Source organism: bacterium (assembly GCA_029210965.1).
Lineage (GTDB): Bacteria > BMS3Abin14 > BMS3Abin14 > BMS3Abin14 > BMS3Abin14 > JALHUC01.
Genome location: JARGFZ010000002.1, coordinates 101,029 through 119,635, shown reverse-complemented (window position 1 = coordinate 119,635; position 18,607 = coordinate 101,029). Strand labels below are relative to the sequence as shown.

General features: G+C 53.4%; 22 protein-coding genes. 4 read left to right on the top strand and 18 right to left on the bottom strand.

All coding sequences use genetic code 11. The features are described 5' to 3' along the window. Nucleotides 1-235 precede the first annotated feature (235 nt). The gene (locus P1S59_01975; protein MDF1525025.1) at nt 236-577 is read right to left on the bottom strand and encodes an HAD-IA family hydrolase; all 342 of its coding nucleotides are present in this window, start codon (nt 575-577) and stop codon (nt 236-238) included. Beyond that, nucleotides 561-1,640, bottom strand: coding sequence for an IS30 family transposase (locus P1S59_01970; GenBank protein ID MDF1525024.1), 1,080 nt, complete (start codon nt 1,638-1,640; stop codon nt 561-563). The genes P1S59_01975 and P1S59_01970 overlap by 17 nt, the downstream gene beginning before the upstream one ends. 107 nt (nt 1,641-1,747) lie before the next feature. Here P1S59_01970 and P1S59_01965 point away from each other — a divergent pair, with 107 nt between their 5' ends. After that, nucleotides 1,748-2,020, top strand: coding sequence for a hypothetical protein (locus tag P1S59_01965; GenBank protein ID MDF1525023.1), 273 nt, complete (start codon nt 1,748-1,750; stop codon nt 2,018-2,020). 411 nt (nt 2,021-2,431) lie between these two features. Here P1S59_01965 and P1S59_01960 read toward each other — a convergent pair whose 3' ends face one another. From P1S59_01960 to P1S59_01930, 7 genes are all read right to left on the bottom strand, one after another. Then, complete coding sequence (locus tag P1S59_01960; GenBank protein MDF1525022.1) at nt 2,432-2,824, bottom strand: FxsA family protein; 393 nt, start codon at nt 2,822-2,824, stop codon at nt 2,432-2,434. Nucleotides 2,825-3,032: 208 nt separating this feature from the next. After that, the gene (locus tag P1S59_01955) at nt 3,033-3,554 is read right to left on the bottom strand and encodes a ferritin family protein (GenBank protein MDF1525021.1); all 522 of its coding nucleotides are present in this window, start codon (nt 3,552-3,554) and stop codon (nt 3,033-3,035) included. A gap of 314 nt (nt 3,555-3,868) precedes the next feature. Further along, entirely contained in the window at nt 3,869-4,357 is a 489-nt protein-coding gene (locus tag P1S59_01950) for a ferritin family protein (protein ID MDF1525020.1), read from the bottom strand. A 252-nt stretch (nt 4,358-4,609) separates the two neighbouring features. Next, entirely contained in the window at nt 4,610-5,491 is an 882-nt protein-coding gene (locus P1S59_01945; protein ID MDF1525019.1) for a 4Fe-4S binding protein, read from the bottom strand. A 476-nt stretch (nt 5,492-5,967) separates the two neighbouring features. Beyond that, a complete protein-coding gene (locus P1S59_01940) occupies nt 5,968-6,345 on the bottom strand; it encodes a desulfoferrodoxin (protein MDF1525018.1) in 378 nt (125 codons plus the stop codon). A gap of 62 nt (nt 6,346-6,407) precedes the next feature. Continuing rightward, nucleotides 6,408-6,980, bottom strand: a complete 573-nt coding sequence (locus P1S59_01935; protein MDF1525017.1) for a rubrerythrin family protein — start codon at nt 6,978-6,980, stop codon at nt 6,408-6,410. 182 nt (nt 6,981-7,162) lie between these two features. Beyond that, complete coding sequence (locus P1S59_01930; GenBank protein ID MDF1525016.1) at nt 7,163-7,984, bottom strand: TIGR02757 family protein; 822 nt, start codon at nt 7,982-7,984, stop codon at nt 7,163-7,165. 138 nt (nt 7,985-8,122) lie between these two features. Between P1S59_01930 and P1S59_01925 the strand changes: the two genes are divergently transcribed. Beyond that, a complete protein-coding gene (locus tag P1S59_01925) occupies nt 8,123-8,503 on the top strand; it encodes a hypothetical protein (protein MDF1525015.1) in 381 nt (126 codons plus the stop codon). A 75-nt stretch (nt 8,504-8,578) separates the two neighbouring features. On the opposite strand, the gene rsgA is transcribed toward P1S59_01925, so the two are convergent. Then, complete coding sequence (gene rsgA / locus P1S59_01920) at nt 8,579-9,652, bottom strand: ribosome small subunit-dependent GTPase A (GenBank protein ID MDF1525014.1); 1,074 nt, start codon at nt 9,650-9,652, stop codon at nt 8,579-8,581. 116 nt (nt 9,653-9,768) lie between these two features. On the opposite strand from rsgA, the gene P1S59_01915 reads away from it, so the two are divergent. Both P1S59_01915 and P1S59_01910 read left to right on the top strand, forming a co-directional pair. Next, a complete protein-coding gene (locus P1S59_01915; protein MDF1525013.1) occupies nt 9,769-11,394 on the top strand; it encodes a sensor histidine kinase in 1,626 nt (541 codons plus the stop codon). Further along, nucleotides 11,391-12,113 carry a response regulator gene (locus tag P1S59_01910; GenBank protein MDF1525012.1) on the top strand — a complete coding sequence of 241 codons (723 nt, stop codon included), beginning with the start codon at nt 11,391-11,393 and terminating at the stop codon, nt 12,111-12,113. The genes P1S59_01915 and P1S59_01910 overlap by 4 nt, the downstream gene beginning before the upstream one ends. On the opposite strand, the gene P1S59_01905 is transcribed toward P1S59_01910, so the two are convergent. The 8 genes from P1S59_01905 to P1S59_01870 form a co-directional block, all read right to left on the bottom strand. Further along, nucleotides 12,104-12,589: an AbrB family transcriptional regulator gene (locus P1S59_01905; protein ID MDF1525011.1), complete on the bottom strand. Its 486-nt coding sequence runs from the start codon at nt 12,587-12,589 to the stop codon at nt 12,104-12,106. The two genes, P1S59_01910 and P1S59_01905, sit on opposite strands and share 10 nt — an antisense overlap. A 23-nt stretch (nt 12,590-12,612) precedes the next feature. Beyond that, on the bottom strand, nt 12,613-14,133 hold the full coding sequence (locus P1S59_01900) for a tripartite tricarboxylate transporter permease (GenBank protein ID MDF1525010.1): 1,521 nt from the start codon (nt 14,131-14,133) through the stop codon (nt 12,613-12,615). Continuing rightward, entirely contained in the window at nt 14,134-14,568 is a 435-nt protein-coding gene (locus P1S59_01895) for a tripartite tricarboxylate transporter TctB family protein (GenBank protein MDF1525009.1), read from the bottom strand. It abuts the gene before it with no gap. Further along, a complete protein-coding gene (locus P1S59_01890; GenBank protein ID MDF1525008.1) occupies nt 14,565-15,542 on the bottom strand; it encodes a tripartite tricarboxylate transporter substrate-binding protein in 978 nt (325 codons plus the stop codon). The genes P1S59_01895 and P1S59_01890 overlap by 4 nt, the downstream gene beginning before the upstream one ends. Nucleotides 15,543-15,855: 313 nt before the next feature. Beyond that, nucleotides 15,856-16,458: a MarC family protein gene (locus tag P1S59_01885; protein MDF1525007.1), complete on the bottom strand. Its 603-nt coding sequence runs from the start codon at nt 16,456-16,458 to the stop codon at nt 15,856-15,858. Nucleotides 16,459-16,537: 79 nt separating this feature from the next. Further along, the gene (locus P1S59_01880) at nt 16,538-17,194 is read right to left on the bottom strand and encodes an HAD hydrolase-like protein (GenBank protein ID MDF1525006.1); all 657 of its coding nucleotides are present in this window, start codon (nt 17,192-17,194) and stop codon (nt 16,538-16,540) included. A 102-nt stretch (nt 17,195-17,296) separates the two neighbouring features. Continuing rightward, nucleotides 17,297-17,914 (bottom strand): trimeric intracellular cation channel family protein, encoded by a 618-nt coding sequence (locus P1S59_01875; protein MDF1525005.1) that lies wholly within the window; start codon nt 17,912-17,914, stop codon nt 17,297-17,299. Nucleotides 17,915-18,144: 230 nt separating this feature from the next. Beyond that, entirely contained in the window at nt 18,145-18,555 is a 411-nt protein-coding gene (locus tag P1S59_01870) for a GNAT family N-acetyltransferase (GenBank protein ID MDF1525004.1), read from the bottom strand. Between the last annotated feature and the right edge of the window lie 52 nt (nt 18,556-18,607).

The window sequence follows — 18,607 nt, the reverse complement described above, 5'->3', positions numbered from 1 at the left end:
TTTCCATTATTAAATAATAACCTCTTTCTCTCACATAGCCATGTCCAGGCAGTCGGGTTGTGGGAAGATTGTTATCCTGCAAAGGCAGTCGGGGATGAAAGGGGCAGGGTGATGTGGGGACAGGCCGTGACGGGTTGTTGCTCAAACATGGCTGAGTTTGGTTTTTCGCAACTCCCCGCCATATGTTCCTAAACCGTGATCGGCTGAACTGGATTAAAACCGAGAGAAACAAGGGTCAGGCCGGGACTTCAGCAATACACATATCATATAAATCATCAACGATCACATCAGCGTTTCGTAAAAAACTTTCCCCGTGGGTAGTTTCGACCACAATAATATACATACCTGCACTTTTTCCAGCCTCAATGCCAACGGGTGAATCCTCTACCACAACGCAATTTTCAGGCGCAACTCCAATCGTGGATGCAGCCATTAAATATCCCTCTGGTGGAGGTTTGCCATTTCTTACATCGTCACCAGTGATTAAAACATCTGGTGGATTAAATTGTACATTTTTAAGCTTATTTAAGGCGGCAGTTCTTGTATTTGAGGTGGCGGTTTCAAGTTCGAAGTGCAACAGGGTTTAAGATGCGCCCATAATATTCTTCAAAATTAAAGTCCGGCAAGAAGATTTCCGCCGGGCACTTCCAGCCAAGGCTTTTCCTCGGCCTGGTGTTAAGCTTCAAGGCAATCTGGTCAAGCTCCTTTTGAGAGTAAGCAGACAGGTCTGTTCTATTTGGCAAATACTGGCGCAGCAACCCATTGGTGTTCTCGTTGATACCGCGTTGCCAAGGGCTATGTGGGTCGGCAAAGTAGACCTTGATTTTCGTGTTCTCGGCCAACTTCTCGTGACAGGCCATCTCCTTGCCCTGGTCGTAGGTCATACTCAATCGCCGTTGGGCATCAATCCGGTTGAGAACGAAGCTGAATCCTTTTTCTGCGGTTTCGGTGCTGGCATTGTCGACTTTGGCCAGGGTCACAAACAAGCAGCTGCGTTCCACCAGTGTCCCGACAGCTGAGGCGTTGCGCGCCCCCTTGATCAGATCACCATCCCAGTGGCCCGGGACCAGCCGTTCTTCCACTTCGGCAGGTCGCTCATGAATGCTGACCATGTTCGGTATGCTGCCACGTCGATCTTCCCCGCGGGTGCGTGGCCGACGCTTCTTGCGTGATTGTCGCAACAAGGCAATGATCTCCTTGCGCAACTCGCCGCGCGGCATCGCGTAGATCGCCGTGTAGATGGTCTCATGGCTGACCTGGAACTGCGGCTCTTCAGGGTGCATACGCTTCAGTGTAGCAGAAACCTGCTCCGGTGAGTTGCCAGCCTTCAAGAGATTAACGACTTCGTTCCAGAGCGCCTCGCCCGGAACCAGTCGCTTGGCTTTTCTCGGCTGACACTCCACTTGTCTGGCGCGTTGTTCAGCTCGCACGGCCTGATAACCGCCCGCCACCGGACGTCGGCCCCGCCGCCCCATACGAACCGCGGGAGGCTCCCAACCATTCCGATGTAATTCCTGACTCACTGTACTCACGGGGCGATGCAAACTTCGGGCGATTGATCGCAACGAAAGCCCTTGCTCCAGCCCCAATTGAATCATCGCACGTTCCGTGCAATCCAAATGCTCGTATGTCTTTTCCATTGCAACACTTTAACTCCTCTAAGTGTTGCACTTCAGCTTTGAGCCCGGCATCTCATTTTCGACTTACCGGGTATGGATATCTCCACCGCATGATAGCCAACATATTTATGAATAAAATCAGCGCTGTATTCTTTCTTGACCGGTCCGAGAGCCACAGAAGCCAAGGGGACATAAAGATCTTCCGGAGGAAAGACCAGGCTCAAGATCGGGCCGAACTCTGCCAGGAATCTCCCCTGCTGTATGGGAGTGCGCAGAAGGTAGAATCCGATCACAACAAGTACGGGGAGGGAATAGAAGGCTACCGGAACGGTTACGAGGGTTTACCAGGATCGCTTACCCGAACGGTATATGAAAACTACCAGGACAAGAGGAGCGATTAGATAGAGATGGAAGATAAGGGTCATTAACAACCGACTTTCCGACTAGGCGACTTGGCGACTGAGCGAAAGGGCAATTCAAGATTCAAAAGAGATCTTGTGGCTAGTAGCTCGTGACTAGCAAAAACAAACCAACATTCACGGTAGTGGAAAACACCGTCTTTATGTAAACCGGGATTGCCGCGCTTCGCTCGCAATGACAAGAGGGGATTTCAGGGTTTCACCAATCATCCCATCTATCCCCTTCATCCATGTCAAAAGCTTTTGCCTAAGATCGCTCCCGGGTTCGAATTCGGGTTCGGCTTTACCGATCACCGACCACCAGTTTTAACCCCGTGTCTCCGCGTCACCGTGTCTCCGTGTCAGGCGGTTTGCCCTACTGGCTACTGGATCCTGGCTACTGGGTTCTGCTTTTTAATACCGATACACCTTCACCTGCCCCTGGCGCACCCTTTTCTCCAGAGAGCGCTTCACACCCACCTTGATCGCCTCTCTCGTGGGGGGGAAGATAAGGGCAAAACCCGCGAAGTCAGTAAGAAAGCCCGGGGTGATAAGAAAAGCACCGCCCACCAGTAGCATGGCACCGTTGATCAGGTCATCCCCGGGAGCAACCCCCTGCTGCATCTTCATCTGGATATTGCTGACGACCCTGAACCCCTGCTCCCGGGCGTAATAGGCGCCCAGAATACCTGTGAAAATGATGATGAGAATGGTGTTAAGGGCACCGATCACTGAACCCACCTTGATGATGAGAAAAAGCTCAATAGCGGGGATGAGAGTGAAGAGTAAAAAAAGTCTTAAGAACAAACGAAAACCTCCTTGATCCAGTCCTGATTTCTAAGAGATAAGTGTTACAGTAAATTAGAAAGCCTGCATAGAAGGATCTTCTCTTATCCCTTATCCCTTATCCCTGATCTCTTGCCACTTTCTCTATTTAATCATCTTCCCCAAAAAAGAAAGGGCGGGTTGTGACCGCCTTTGTGTCTCCGTGTCTCCGCGTCGCCGCGTCTGATCCCTAGTGCTCCAGCGATATCTCCTGGGAACCCAGCCAGAAACCGGTCCCCATGAGGGAATCCAGTTCGGCCTGGATGATCTGCACGTGACCTGCCTCGATCTCGATGAGGCTCTGATAAAAGGCCCTGGCATTCCCGTCTCCGACATCGGCAGCCTGGGCTGTGTAGAACTGCACCGCTTTTTTTTCAAACTCCAGTGCTTCTTCGAGAGCCTTGAGGTCGTCAAAACCTTCCTGGGCCTCCTCCGGCACATCGGGGAAGATGATCTTTTCCCTGGGTGTGGAACCGTACTTATCCACCGCCTCTTCGTAAGTCATCCAGGGCTCATTGTTGGTCAACGACTGAAATACCGCCGCGATCACGCCCATGTGCTCGATCTCATCCTTTGCCAGGTGCTCGAACACCTCCTGCCCTTTGGGGTCTTTGCTGCTCTTCGCAGCGACCTTGTAGAATATGTAGCCCTTTTTCTCGGTATCCAGGGCGATCTGGAGAGCTTCCACGTTTGCCTCTCTAATATCCGACATCGATTCTGACCTCCCTTTTTTTAGGAACTCATCCGGAGATAGAGTACCTGCAAACGAGACATTATTTCTCAGATCCGGGATCTGTCACTCCTGACTCCACATGCAATTTTTTCATCACCCGTTCATAACCTACTCCGGAACTGTGAATCAACGGAGCCAAACGGGATAATAAATGTATAAAGAAGGCTGAGGAAAACGGGACCGAGCGTATTTGGCTGCCAGGCTTTATGCTGAACCACCATGTCCCTTGCCTTCCTCCAGGGTTCAAGCCTTTCTCTGAGGTCTCTGCGTCTCTGTGGTGAAAAGCTTTTAGTTCAAAGCTCTTTCCGGAGGTTCAGCAACAGTTCCAGATGTTTTATCTCTTCCAGGTGCAGCCGCTGAAATATATCCTTTCCCTCCTGGTCCCGGGTGGTATCTCTCAAAAAAGCGAAATAGTCACGGGCCCTCTCCTCGGCCAGAATACCGATATCCACGGCCCTGTGCGCGTCCTTCATGGACTTGGCAAACTCCACAGCCTTGTCAGGCTCCGGAAATACTGGCTGCTGCTCCACGTCCTTTAAATATTCAGCCAACTGCTGCTGATCTTCCTCCTTGTACCATTCCGGTTTAAACAGGGGCGCGATCTCCTCCCGAATGACTCTTTTATGCTCGATCTCCGCATCCGCCAGGTAGCTGAAAAGGTCTTTCACACGGTGGTCCACTGAAGCTCCTGCCACCGCGGAATAAAATGTAAACCCATCATCTTCCAACTGGATCCCCAAAGTGACCGCTTCATAGGGACCGTAGGCTGCTTTTCTCTCCATTATGTGCCTCCTGGTTTGGGTATTCGTCTACGAATGAATATAACCACGGTGTATCATATTATCAAAACTACAGCCGGGGGAAAAGGAAACTGCGGTTCCTCCTTCCCCGGCTGTAAATATTTCAGTGATCGTTGATCGGTGATCAGTAATCAGCAATAAACAAGAGCTGCTGGAAGTCTGATCTCCGGCCTAAAAACCCATCAGGCGGCGTTCCCGCACCCACGTACTCACGCTCTACGCATGCACGATACCTCACGCCGCCGACTGATCCAGGGTTCTCTCCTCAACGAAATCCCCCTTGATGCCTACCCGGTACAGGGTCGTCGGGATATTGGCCCTACTCTTCCTGAGTGCCTCCTGGGTCAACTGGACGAGACCGGTACAGCATGGAACCTCCATGTAAACAACGCTGATCGAATTGATATTGTTTTCCCTGAACATATGACTGAGCTTCTCTACATAGACCTGGGTATCGTCCAGTTTGGGGCAACCAACGAGGAGTGTCTTGCCCTCCATGAAGCGGCGGTGAAAATCCCCGTAGGCAAAGGGTGCGCAGTCAGCAGCAAGGAGCAGATCCGCACCATCAAGATAGGGAGCCTTGGGGGGAACAAGCATGATCTGCACCGGCCAGTTGCCAAGCCTGGAGGCTACAGGTCCCGCCTGGTCGGCTGATGGTGAAGCCTTGGGCGCGTCAAAACTCTGGGAACGCGATCCCGGACAACCACCCATCCTGGGAGCAGCCGGCGCTGGCACGGCCTGAGGTTTATCAAAACTCTGGGAAAGTGTTCCGGAACATCCGCAGGCTGAATCTTCAACCTTGTTATCAGCCGGTTCACAATCCTGCGATCCAGTTTCCGCGTCGTCATGACCGTGGGGAAGAGGATCCCTGCCCAGATCCTTGAGGCGATCATTGACAGCACCTTCGTCATACTCATCGGCATCCCGATCTACCATTGTTATCGCGTCCTGGGGGCAGGAACCCAGACACGCACCCAAACCATCGCAATAGATATCGCTTACCAGCTTAGCCTTGCCATCCACTATCTGGAGGGCGCCCTCAGCGCAATCGGGTACGCACAATCCGCATCCGTCACACTTGTCTTCGTCGATATGAACCATTGTTCTGACTGCCATTGTGAACCTCCTTAGGGTCGGTACCCAGTACCCGGTACCCAGTACCCAGGTTAATCGTTTCGATGGTCCAAATATAACAACCTTTTCGAAACAACAAAGAAAAAACCTCCCTGAAAGGGCTTAAAACAGAGGCTTTTTGACCGACATCAAATAGTAGAGCCCTTAGCGGACCAAGGAACACTAGGAGCCTGTCGGAGAACCCCATTCAGGCTCCTAGCTGGAGTTTGCCGGAAAATAGCGTTCTTAAAAGGCCAGGTAAATTAAGCAGTTAAAATCGCCTTTATTAAAGGACACGCCTTTCGGCAAACATATCTAGCAGCGTGGGATGGTTTCCCGACACGCTGCTAGGAAGAGGATTAAAAGTATGGAGATGATTCAAGGTTGGATAAAAAAACCCGGAGAATCTCTTCTCCGGGTTCAAACACATTTTAAATCTGGCTACTGGCTACTGGCTACTGGCTACTGGCTACTGAATTCTACGCTTTCCAATGCCCATGAAGGTTGCAGTACTCCCTAACCATGGTCACCTCGGCAGCCTTTACACAAAATGTGGCTTCAGCAGCGCCGCCGGGAGACAGATATTCTGTGTATGACCTGCCGCCAGCCACTACCTCTATCCACTCGATATAATGGTCATCACCCATGGGATGGGGGACGCTTCCTACCGTAACCTTGATGCCGTGCTCCAGCTCCTCAACCACCGGAACATGCTTTTCCACGGCAGCATCGGTGGTGTTTTCAACCAGGAGGTTCATGGGCTGTCCGCAGCAGACCAACTCCCCGGCCCCGCCATGAGCCACTTCCACGATATTGCCGCACACTCCACATTTGTAAACCTGAAGTCTTTCCGCCATAGTCGTTCTCCTTTCGGAAGAAGTTAACGGTTCACAGTTCACTTTTCACTGTTCACTTATCTTTACCAGTTCTCACACATCAGTTCGAAATGATCCCTGGGGTGGTCACAGGCCGGGCAGGAATCAGGAGCCTCGGTCCCTTCATGAAGATAACCGCAGTTGAGGCACCGCCATGTAACCTCCTCGTCCCTGAAGAAAACCCTCCCCTTCTCTATATTATTCATGAGAGCCAGATAGCGCTTCTCGTGCTGCTTTTCAGCTACCGCAATAGCTTCGAATACCTTGGCGATCTCCTCGAAGCCCTCTTTTCGGGCGACCTTGGCAAAACCCGGGTACATCTCGGACCACTCGTAGTTTTCCCCACCTGCGGACTCTTTCAGGTTGGTGATAGTATCGGCAATAACACCTGCCGGAAAAGATGCTGTAAACTCAACCTCCCCACCCTCCAGGAACTTGAAAAGCCTTTTAGCATGTTCTTTTTCCTGGTTGGCGGTCTCCTCAAATATATCCGCTATCTGGCGAAAGCCCTCTTTCCGGGCCTTACTGGCAAAATAGGTGTACCTGTTCCTGGCCTGAGACTCGCCTGCAAAGGCAGTGAGGAGATTCTTTTCCGTTTGTGTATTTTTGACACTCATGGTGCTTCCTCCTTCTCCTGAAGATTTAGGCTCCAGCTACAAAATGAAAAATCCAATATGCTGCAAAAAGTCTGTCAGCTTTTTCAACCCGCTCGCAGCTTCCAATGAGTTTTTTTGAAAACCTTCCAATAAAAATGATTGGGCAACCTGACCGTAAATCCTCCCGGTTGCCCAAATCAAGTTTAACAGAGCTGAACATTCTCTGCATTAAATTGATCAAAACCAGCCGGGGGCTCCAGTTGGGAGCGAATGCCGGGCCGCGTCATGGCAAAGTCGTATTTAACCGGGTCTTCAGGCTCAAGTTCCCGGAAAAAACCGGTCACCTCCAGAGCGCTTTTAAGGTCGGCCTGTCTGCGGGATGTCAGACCAAGCTGGAAGCTGACGCGGTGCATATGGACATCCATGGGAACAACAAGTTGGGCGGAAGAGGCCTGCGACCAGGGGCCGGGATCTACTTCATCGCGGCGCACCATCCAGCGGAGGTACAGGAACATGCGCTTGCAGGCACTCCCCATGGAGGGGCAGGCCAGCAGACTGGAGTCCCTTCGCCCGGAAGCTGAGCGCAGCTTTGCTACAAAGCCGGTAAGGGCCGGGATCACATCCTGATCGCCTTCTCCTGCGCCCTGCAGGAAACAGTTTTCAAGAGAGCCGTACTCATCCCTCAGAACGGCTATTCCCCTGAGAAAAAAAGCAAGATCTTCCCCGGTTGTCCAGCGGTGGCGGAATGAGCCCAACTCTTCCAGAAGGTCTTTCCTGCCCATGGCTTTTAGATCAGCGGCTGGGCGGCTAAGGACATTAAAGACCTTTTCCAGGCTTTTGAGGATATACCCCACATTTCCATAAGCCAGGCTGGAGGCTATGAGGCCTGCTAGCTCCTGATCAGCCGGGTCCTCGAACTTGAGCACGAACTCCAGAGGATCGGGATGAACAAACTCCCTCCGGTTCCAGGTCCTGTAAATTTCCTCGAACCGCTCATGCATCTGGATGGGAGACAAGGGTTCCATAATCTGAAATTATATTACAACTTATCGTTTTTATCAAGATAAAAACAAATCAATTAAGTATGTTAATATTAATGCGATCAATTTTACCATTCTTCGATCCCGCCATCGGCGGGATCGAAGGGCAGGCAGAGGAAGCCGGTGACTTGGGGAAAGGCCGGTTACAATAAAGGGGATGTTTTTTTCACCACGGAGACGTTGAGACAGGGAGACAGGCGGAGGAAATCTCAGCCTGGGGAAACCTCCACCAACGTCATTCCGGGCAGAGAGAACACGATGACCCGGAATCCAGTCGCTCTTGTCTGCCACGGCGAAGTGCGAAGGACGAAGACGGGTCATCGCGAGCCGAGTCCCATGCGAAGCGATCCCGGTTTCTATAAAAGCGACAAATGCTGTCTCTCGCCCTTCGACAAGCTCAGGGCAGGCAGATTGGCCCGTGCCAAGGCCGCTCCCCGTCCCTCGGTTAAGCTCGGGACCCTGAGCAAACGACAGGGCGTCGAAGGGCAGGGTTATGCAAGGTAACCCTTTAAACCGGGGAAGAGCTGTATCCAGATTTTACCGATCACCGATCACGGATCACGGATCACGGTTCACGAGTCACGAGTCACGGTTTTTTCTCTTCGGATTATGACGCTTTACTTCACGTACCATCTTGGCAAACCTTTTCCCTTCACGCCTCTCTTCCAGGCGGGCGTTTTTGCTCTTTCTGACCTCGAGGCTTTCAAATTCTCCCCTGAGCTTCATATAACTTTCGAAGCGCCCCTTATCCAGGCGGCCAGAGTCCAACGCTTCCAGTACAGCGCAACCCTTCTCCGAATCGTGGCGGCAATCCCGGAAACGGCAGGCGGCAGTCAGGGCCTCTATTTCCGGGAAAGCCTCAACCAGGCCTTCTTCATCACCCCAGACCTGGATCTCCCGCATCCCCGGAGTATCGATGACCGCGCCGCCCCCCGGGAGGCGGACCAGTTCACGGTGAGTGGTTGTGTGCCGTCCCTTGCCGTCCGCTTCCCTGACTTCGCCCACCTCCATGCGGTCCTCGCCCAGAAGGCAGTTTATGATGGTTGATTTGCCGACGCCCGAGGAGCCCAGAAAGGCCACGGTCTTGCCTTGACCGATGTGGTTTTTCAGCTGCTCTATCCCCTGATTTTTCTCAGCGCTCACCGCGAAGATGGGGACTCCTGGAGAAACCGCCTCGGTTTGGGCAAACACCGCTTCCACATCAGTTGCGAGATCGGTTTTGTTAAGCACCACCACCGGGCTCGCTCCGCTGTTATAGACCAGGGTGATATACCTTTCGATTCGGCGCAGATTGAAATCCCGGTCAAGGTCCGTGACGATGAGCACTTCGTCTATGTTGGCTGCTACGACCTGCTCATTCACGCCTTTACTTGCTGTGTTTCTCGAAAAGGCGCTTTTTCGCGGCAGGATGGCCAGTATGGTGCCCATCTCATCCACAGCTGCAGGGCGTACAGCCACCCAGTCGCCCACTGCTGGAAGATCCCCGGCTTTGAGCTTCCCTGAGAGTTCAGCGGCGATCTCCCCGTCCTCACACTGCACCCTGTAACTGTAGGCACTCTGCCAGATCACCCGGCCCGGTACAACTCCCTCAAACTTCAGTGATTCGAAATCCCGGGCAAAACGATCGTCAAACCCCACACCCTCAAGATACATCTTACATCTCCATGAACGCGCATTTGATCCATAAACATTGAATGATCTATTTTAACTACTCCCCATATCCGGAATATAAATATATCATAAAGGAAAAACCACAGGAGCTTGACACCATGAACGGTTTTCGCACAAGCCTCAAGACCATTGGCCCGGTCCCCTTCCAGCTGCGGCTGATCATTCTTGTAACGGTGCTTCTTATTTTCATGCTGGGGCTCATCGGGATGGCCTTTTCCAACACCATTGCCCAGATCCTTGAAAGTCAGATCGGCAACCGGGCGCTGAGCCTGGCCCAGTCCGTTTCCCGTATCCCCCAGGTCAGGTCACAGCTTGTTATTAAGGATCCTGAGGGACGAATACAGGAGATCGCCGAAGAGATCCGGCAACTTACGGGAGCTGAATTTGTTGTTGTGGGAGACTGGGAAGGCCGTCGCTATTCCCACCCCAATCCGGACCGTCTGGGAAAACTGATGGTGGGCGGCGACAACGCCCCCGCCCTCGAGGAAGGCCGATCCTATGTCTCAAGGGCAGTGGGAACGCTCGGCCCTTCACTCAGGGGAAAGACCCCTGTCCTCGATGAGGATGGAAAGGTCGTGGGGATCGTGTCGGTCGGTTACCTTATTGAGGACGTTAACAGCGCCATCCGAGGCCGCCAGTCGCAGGTGGTCTGGTACATAGGGGTCCTGTTTATCGCGGGGGTCATCGGGGCTGCTTTCATAGCAAATGACGTCAAGAGCGCAATTTTCGGCCTTGAACCACATGAGATCGCACGACTTTTCACTGAGCGGACAGCTATTCTGGAAACGGCAAGGGAGGGGATCATTGCCGTCAACGGTGAAGGGACAATAACACTGGCCAACCAGGCGGCATTGAGCAACCTGGGATACACCACAGCCGACAGTCTGGAGGGTCGAGGGATTAATGATGTGTTCCCACGCACCGGGATGAAAGAGGTGCTGGCTACAGGCACATCTATTCTGGACAGGGAGGTCACCGTTGATGGTAAAGAGATGATCTTCAACATCCTCCCAATTACCGGGAAAAAGGGAGTTACAGGTGTCGTGACGACCTTCCGCAGAAAAGGTGAGATCGACCGGCTGGCCATGGAGCTTTTCCACGTCAGGGAATATTCCGAGATGCTCCGTTCACAGACCCACGAATACTCCAACAAACTTCACACGCTGGCAGGGCTTATCCAGCTGGAGTCTTACAGCGAAGCCCTGGAGATCTTAGCCCTTGAAACCTCTGGCTACCAGAGTATCATACACCTGCTGACATCGGCGGTCCCTGATCCCGTCCTGTCTGCCATTATCCTTGGTAAATTCAACAGGGCCCAGGAACTGAAGGTCACCTTCAAAGTAGACGAGGAAAGCAGCCTGTCAGATATGCCAAAAGGGATGAGCCGTGAAAAGATCATCACGATACTGGGAAACCTCCTGGACAACGCCCTGGAAGCCGCCATGGAGAACCATGAAAATGAAGCAGAAGTAAGACTTTCCATGACAGACCTTGGTGAGGATATCATCATCGAGGTGGAGGATTCCGGTAAAGGCGTCCCTCATGGGGCCGAAGAGAGGATCTTCGGGCGTGGTGAATCTTCCAAGAAGCATCCTCACAGCGGAATTGGCCTTTTCCTGGTAAAAGAAGCGTTGGAAGGACTGAGAGGTCATATCACCATCGGAACAAGCGAGATCGGCGGCGCCCTCTTCACAGTTGCCATACCCAAGGAGGTCCAGATTTGACCAACAGCGCAATTCGGGTTCTCATCGTGGAGGATGATGAACGCATCTCCGATATTCACCGACGTTTCACCCAAAAAGTGGAGGGGTTCGAAGTTGTAGGGATAGCCAATAGCCTTGTTCACGGCAAGGAGATGTGCGAGGTCCTCGATCCCGATCTTGTCCTCCTGGACCTTTTCTTTCCCGATGGCTACGGGATGGATCTGCTGCACGATCTGCGCAGCGAGCATCGGGAGGTTGACCTGATCCTCATCACCGCGGCCCGGGAGGTCACACCCCTCAGGGAAGCGCTTCGCAGTGGTGTTTTTGATTACATCATCAAACCTGTGGTTTTTTCCCGTTTCAGGGAATCCATGGAAAAGTATCTGGAGTACCGCCGGGTACTGGACCATGATGATGATCTGGAACAAAATGAGGTGGATCGCCTTCTGGGTACAGCTCAGACGAGGAGGGCTGCAGCCTCCGACCTTCCCAAGGGGATCGACCCACTTACCCTGGAAAAGGTGCAGAAGGTATTGGCAGGTTTATCAGATGAGGGAATAAGCGCTGAGAAAGCCGGGATTGTTCTTGGTGTCAGCCGGACCACGGCACGACGCTACCTGGAATTTCTGGTTTCAAGCGGCTCCCTCCTGGCTGACCTGACCTATCGTAAGGTGGGTCGGCCCGAGAGAAGATATTACCGTCGAGCCTCCCCCCCCCCGTCGCCCGGGCGTCATCTGTGAATGAAATACCCTATAAAGGGGGTGACAAGGAGGACGAAGATCACACGGATGAAATGAAACATGACTACAACCCCTGGCTGTGAATTCTCCGCTGTGGAAATGACGCTCATCCCCATGAGGCCGCCAGGGGTGAGGCTGAAAAGTGCGGTCCTGGGCTCCAGGACACCCAGGGCGGTGAAAAAATGGGCCAGGAGGAAACCCACCAGAATGTAAAAAACAGCTCCGGCAAAAGCCCACGGGAGAAGGTGTTTGAAGGTTTTTGCCAGATGAGGGTCGAAAGAGGATGCCACAAGGATGCCGGCCAGGATCTGGATCACAAAAGAGACCGACCCGGGAAGGGTCGGCAGCTGAGCCGCGACAGCTCTGTAGAGGACACAGGCTAAAAGCGCTCCTATGAACGCTCCGCCGGGCAGATGAAGCCTCCATGCGGCCACCCCCCCCACCGACGCCCATAAAACCACATAGAACAGGTTCAAATTCAGTTCCTCCCCAAAAGTGGTCAAAGCTCTTCCTCTCCTGTCACGATCTCATCCTTCATCGTTTTCAGTTTCCGGAAGATCAGGGGTGTAAAGAGGCTGACAGCAGCCAGTACCCAAAGGGTGATGGAAATCGGGCTCTTGAAGAGATAGCTCCACTCTCCCCCGCTTATAGACAGCGCCCTTCTCAGGTTTTTCTCCATCATCTCGCCAAGCACAAGCCCCAGGATCACCGGCGCAAGAGGATAGTCCATTTTCCTCATAAGATAGCCCAGCAGTCCGAACCCCGCCATGAGAAGGAGGTCGAAGGGACTGTTGTTCACCGAATAGACACCTATGAAGCTGACAGCCGTAACAACGGGCAGGAGGATCCAACGCGGGACCAGCAGGATCTTCACAAACAGCCCCACAAGGGGAAGGTTGAGGATCAGGAGCATGACATTACCGATGTACATGGAGGCCACCAGGCCCCAAACGACCTTGGGGTGGTTCTGGAACATCAGGGGACCCGGGGTGACATTCATCCCCATAAGGGCACCAAGGAGGATGGCGGTGGTTCCGCTACCGGGTATGCCCATGGTGAGAAGGGGGATAAGAGCGCCCCCCGCAGCCGCGTTGTTGGCCGCTTCGGGACCGGCAACACCGCGTATGTCACCCTTGCCGAAGGTGTCGCTGCGGTTGGACACCCGCTTTTCAAGAGTGTAGGAAATGAAGCTGGCAATAGACGCACCGGCACCCGGCAGCACGCCGATAAAGAAGCCGAGAATACTGCCGCGGAGAACGGCCCCCATGGAGAACATCAGTTCTTTAAATGAGATCCACACTTTTCCCATCTCGGCGGCCACCGTCTGTCCTGTGTGAGTCTCCTCCAGCAGGACAAGAATTTCACTTATGGCGAACAGACCGATGGCAACTACAAGGAAATCCATCCCGTCGTAAAGCTTGAGTTGACCGTATGTGTAGCGGGGTACAGCACTCCCTGGATCGATCCCCACTGTGGCGAAGGCGAGGCCTAGCAGTGTGGCGATGAGGGCCTTTGCCAGGTTCTTCCCTGCCAGGGTCGAGATCATGGAAAAGGCGAACACCATCAGAGCCAGATATTCAGCCGGGCCGAAACGGATGGCCCACTTGGCGAGGAAGGGTCCGAAGAGCATGAGCCCCAGGACTGACAATGTTCCAGCCACGAAGGAACCGATAGCTGCCATGGCCAGAGCGGATCCCGCCCGGCCCTGCCTGGCCATCTGGTACCCGTCAAGGGTGGTGACCACCGAGGCTGTCTCTCCAGGAACGTTGAGCAGGATGCTTGTGGTGGAGCCACCGTACATAGCTCCGTAGTAGATGCCGGCCAGGAGGATGATGGCCGATTCGGGTGGGAGCTTCATAGCGTAGGTAAGGGGCACCAGGATAGCGACACCCGTGATAGGGCCGATGCCGGGCAGAACACCCACCATGGTCCCTACCACCGCCCCCGAAAAGGCCAGCATCAGGTTCATGGGGGTCAGGGCGACTGCAAATCCCTGTGCCATGGAGTGAATTACACTCATCTAGCCTCCGAATATTTTCCCCACTGGCAGAGGGATGCCCAGCAGGAACACGAAGATGGAATAGAGAATGAGGCTGGCGGCCACAGCGGCCGCCAGCCCCTTCCAGATCTTACCTTTGAACATGAAAGCCAGGAATGTCACCTGGAGCGTCGTTGACAGGAGAAACCCCAGTGGAACCAAGGCATAGGCATACAATACGAAGCTCAGGAGAACCAGCCCCTTGTTCACCCACACCCTTTGTACCGGCCACTCTGGTTCCGGATCCGGCTTGAATATGAGATACAGGGAGATCAGAAACATGAAGGCGGCGATGATGAGAGGGAAGGCCTTGGGCCCGATGGGGTCAGCCATGAACCCTACATCAAAGGATTTTGCCTGATAGGCATATCCCAGGGAGAGAACCAGCAGCAAGCCGCCTGTCAGTCGATCTGTCACAGACCTAGCTCCTTCGTGAGCCCACGGATCTCTTCAACCTGCTCATCAACAAAAGCCTTGAAATCAGCACCGCTCCTGTAGAAGGGCGCGATCCCGTTCTGCTTTCTCATCTTGGCCCACTCAGGGGAAGCTGTTGCCTTTTTAAGGACGTCGATCCAGTAGTTGTATGCTTCGTCAGAGGTCCCGGCGGGCATGTAGAACCCTCTCCAGACAACCCACTTGGCTTTGTAACCCTCTTCAATGGCTGTGGGGATGCTGTTCAGTTCATCCGGAAGCCTCTCGTCACCCATGACAGCAAGCACGCGGATCTGCCCGCCGTCCAGCTGCGCCTTGACCTCCGAAATGTCCCCCGGGAATACCTGCACGAATCCACCGAGGAGTGCGGTCATGACCTCACCGCCGCCGTCAAAGGGTACATACTTGACCGCTTTGGGGTCGATACCGGCCGCCTTGGCCAGGATCATGACCTTCATGTGGTCCTGACCGCCCACGGCGCTGCCGCCGCCCACAGCGATCTTGCTCGGATCAGTCTTCCACGCCGCCATGAGTTCCTTGAGGTTTTTCCACGGCGCGTCTGTCCTGACGGAGATCACACCGTAGTCGGCCCCGTTTGCCGCCAGCCACCTTACGTCATTCTCGGTAAAGCCCTTGTACTGACCCTGGGCCAGCCTTGTAGTGGTGGATCGGCTTGCCGCCACCAACAGGTTGTTGTCACCCTTCTTTTCCGTGACCACGTGTGCGTAGGCCACGCCACCTCCGGCCCCGGGCATGTTGATCACCTGGATCGGCCTGCTGACCATCTTCAGGTCATAAAGGAGTTGGGCTCCCGAACGGCAGGTAAAGTCCCAACCTCCCCCCGGGTTGGCCGGAGCGATGCATGTGACCCCTGCAGGCTCGAAAGCCAAGGCCGGAACCGCTGTACCCACGACCAGCACCAGAGCAGCCGCAGCCAGTTTCATCCATTTTCCGTTCATATCTAACCTCCTGTTATTAAACGTGGAAGGACCATTTCCTTCCAACGAACCTCGGCAGAGTTATTCGGACACAGATTGGACTTTAAGACGTTCACGATATTCGAAGGGTATTGAAAGCTTAGATCCGCGTGGGGACTATGTAAAGAAAGGGGAACAAAAAAGCTTATTGTTCATTGTGGAATTTTCGTGTTTTTTGATCACGGAGGCGAGCAGAGTGGGAGTTCCAGAGATCATCGTTCCGAGTCTGGTTTCGGGGTAGCCAGGTATCACGGAATTAGTTGGTCGATTTGCATGAACCGGGATCCGGTCTTTATCACCTCCACAGCGCCTTGATCCCGTCGGCAATGAACTGGATGGCGAGAGAGGCCAGAATAACCCCAAGGAGCCTGGTGAAAATACTGTTGACGGTCTGTCCCACCAGGCGGGCCATCTTCTTTGAAAACAGAAAACTCAAGAATGTCATTGAAAAAATGGCAAGGATGGCCAGGATCAGCGGAGCAAAGCCCGCTCCCTGGTCGCGGGCATTGGAGAAAAGAAGGATCGTCAGGGTCAGACAGCCGGGACCGGCAATAAGGGGTATCGTAAGGGGATACACGGAGATATCCTCGAAAACACCCTTCCGGTAAGGGTCTGTTGAACTGTCTGGACGAGTGATCATGCCAAAGGCAGCATAGAAGATCAAAAGCCCGCCGGCGATGCGGAAGGATTCCATCTGTATGCCCAGGACACCCAGGAGAGCCATCCCCCAGAACCCGAAGAGCAGGACCAGCACTGTTGAAAACAGGACAGATCGCACGGCCATTCTGCGTGCATAGAGCTCATCCTTCCCGCTGGTGAGCCCGCTGAAGATCATGGAAGTCCCGACAGGGTCAACGATGACAAAGTAGGCCACAAAGGCTTTTATGAAAGTTTCCAAGGCGAGCTCCGCATTATGAAAAATGAAAGATGAAAAATAGATCATGGATTTTGACAAGCATTTAAAACTCAATCCTCAATTAATTTGCTTTTAAAAGCATTTCCCCCAACTCCTCTATAGATCCCGCCAACTGCGCGGCTCCGGCATCCATTAACTCTTCTTCCGTACCATATCCATAGGTTACACCCACAGCCTGCATACTGTTGGCAAGGGCGGCCTCAACATCGTACCTGCGGTCACCGACAAAAACACAATCTTCAGGGTTCAGGCTGAATTTCTGAAGGACCTCAGCCACCATGCGCTCTTTCCCATCGAGGACCTCGCCCTCCTGTTCTCCCCGCACCCATGTGAAGAATCGGGTCAGGCTGTGGTCTATCATCATCTGCTTTGTGATCATCTCATTGCGAGCCGTGACCAGAAAAACCTCCCGACCCTCCATCTTCAGCCCTTCCAACATCCCCGGCACTCCTTCAAAAGGGCTGGCACCGGACATGCCAACCACGGGGAACAACTCTCTGTACTTGTCCGTGGCAAGCCCGGCCCTGACCGTATCACCTTCCAGGAGCACTTCAAAAACCCTCATAAGGGGGATCCCCACCAGGGCGCGGGTTACAATAGCATCAGGCACAGAGATATCAAGGGCTTTCAGGGAAGCCTTGAGAGTCGCTTCGATCCCAGGCCAGGTGTTCATCAGGGTTCCATCAAAATCGAACAAGACGTTTTTTGCGATGTTCATTTTCTTTCTGCTTTCGCTGACAGGATCAGCCCTCCCGGATGGATGACTCTTCCTGTAGAATCAAATGGCTCGTGTTTAATTTGAGAACCGTTTCCCATGAGATCAAAGGCCCTGGTCGATCTTGGCTACAGGCAGGGACCAGTGCCGGTGGATGGCGATGACGCGGATAACGACAACCACAAGGGCTGCGACCACCGCGACCAGAGATTCGTTCACTCCCAATCGATAAAGAAAATAGTACAGGATACCCCCGAAGATGCAGGCGGTGGCATAGATCTCCTTCTGAAGAATGAACGGCACCTGGTCAGACAGAACGTCCCGCACCACTCCGCCTGCGGTAGCCGTCATCACACCCATCATAACAGCCACCAAAAAACCATGATTGTAAGCCAGGGCCTTGCCGGTGCCAATCACGAGGAAGGTCCCGAGACCCAGAGCATCGAAGTACAGCAGGGGCCGGTGCAGAAAATCCAGGCTGTGATGAAAATAGAAGACCAGTAGAGCCACAACAATAGACAGGTAAAGATAATTTTCGTCCTTGAAGCAGAACGGCGGCACCGAACCCAGCAGGACGTCTCTTATAGTACCGCCTCCGACGGCCGTGACCAATGCGAGGACCACCACTCCGAGAAGATCCATTCTCCGCTGAACACCGGCGAGGGCACCGGAGGCAGCGAAAGCGGCTGTACCCAGAAGATCAAGAAAATAAAGGACACTCACGGCAATTATATTAGCACGGGGATAATATCGAGGGGAAGGTGTGTTGAAGCAGGTGGTTTGAAATTCATATGACATGGGGACGCCCTTCGACAAGCTCAGGGCAGGCGGGGGACACGGGGTAGATTGAAATTCACATGACAGGGTGACGCGGTGACGCGGCGACATCACGCCTCTGGCGTGACGTCCTCTGCGGTAAAAAGAGGTCGCCTCTTATAGTAACCGGGATCGCGTCACAACACCTTTTTCATGGGAATATATCGCACTCCACTAATGGTATTTTCTTCTCCGGTGGCCGTAAAACCCAACCGTTGGTAGGCCCCGAGGGCATTGGGGGAGGAGTTCACCGTGAACTCCCTCAACTTTGGGTCTGTCGATCGGCAAAACTTAACAGCCTTTTTCAGAAGCTCCCTTGCCACCCCCTTGCCCTGAAACTCCGACTCTACAAAAAACAGGGATACGTGCCGATGGCGGCGCATCTCGATCATCCCGATCATAACACCATCTGCCAGTGCCAGAAGGACGAAATGGTGGGCGTGGGTCCTCGCGGACATCTCTTCCGGATCAACATATTTTTTAAAGTTTTGCTGGCCTTTTTTACTGTAGAGAGGCGCTATCGAAAGGTCGAAAACACGATGAACCATTTCGCAAACGGTCCGTTCCTCTCCAGGATGCATTAATCGATATGTGTGGGTT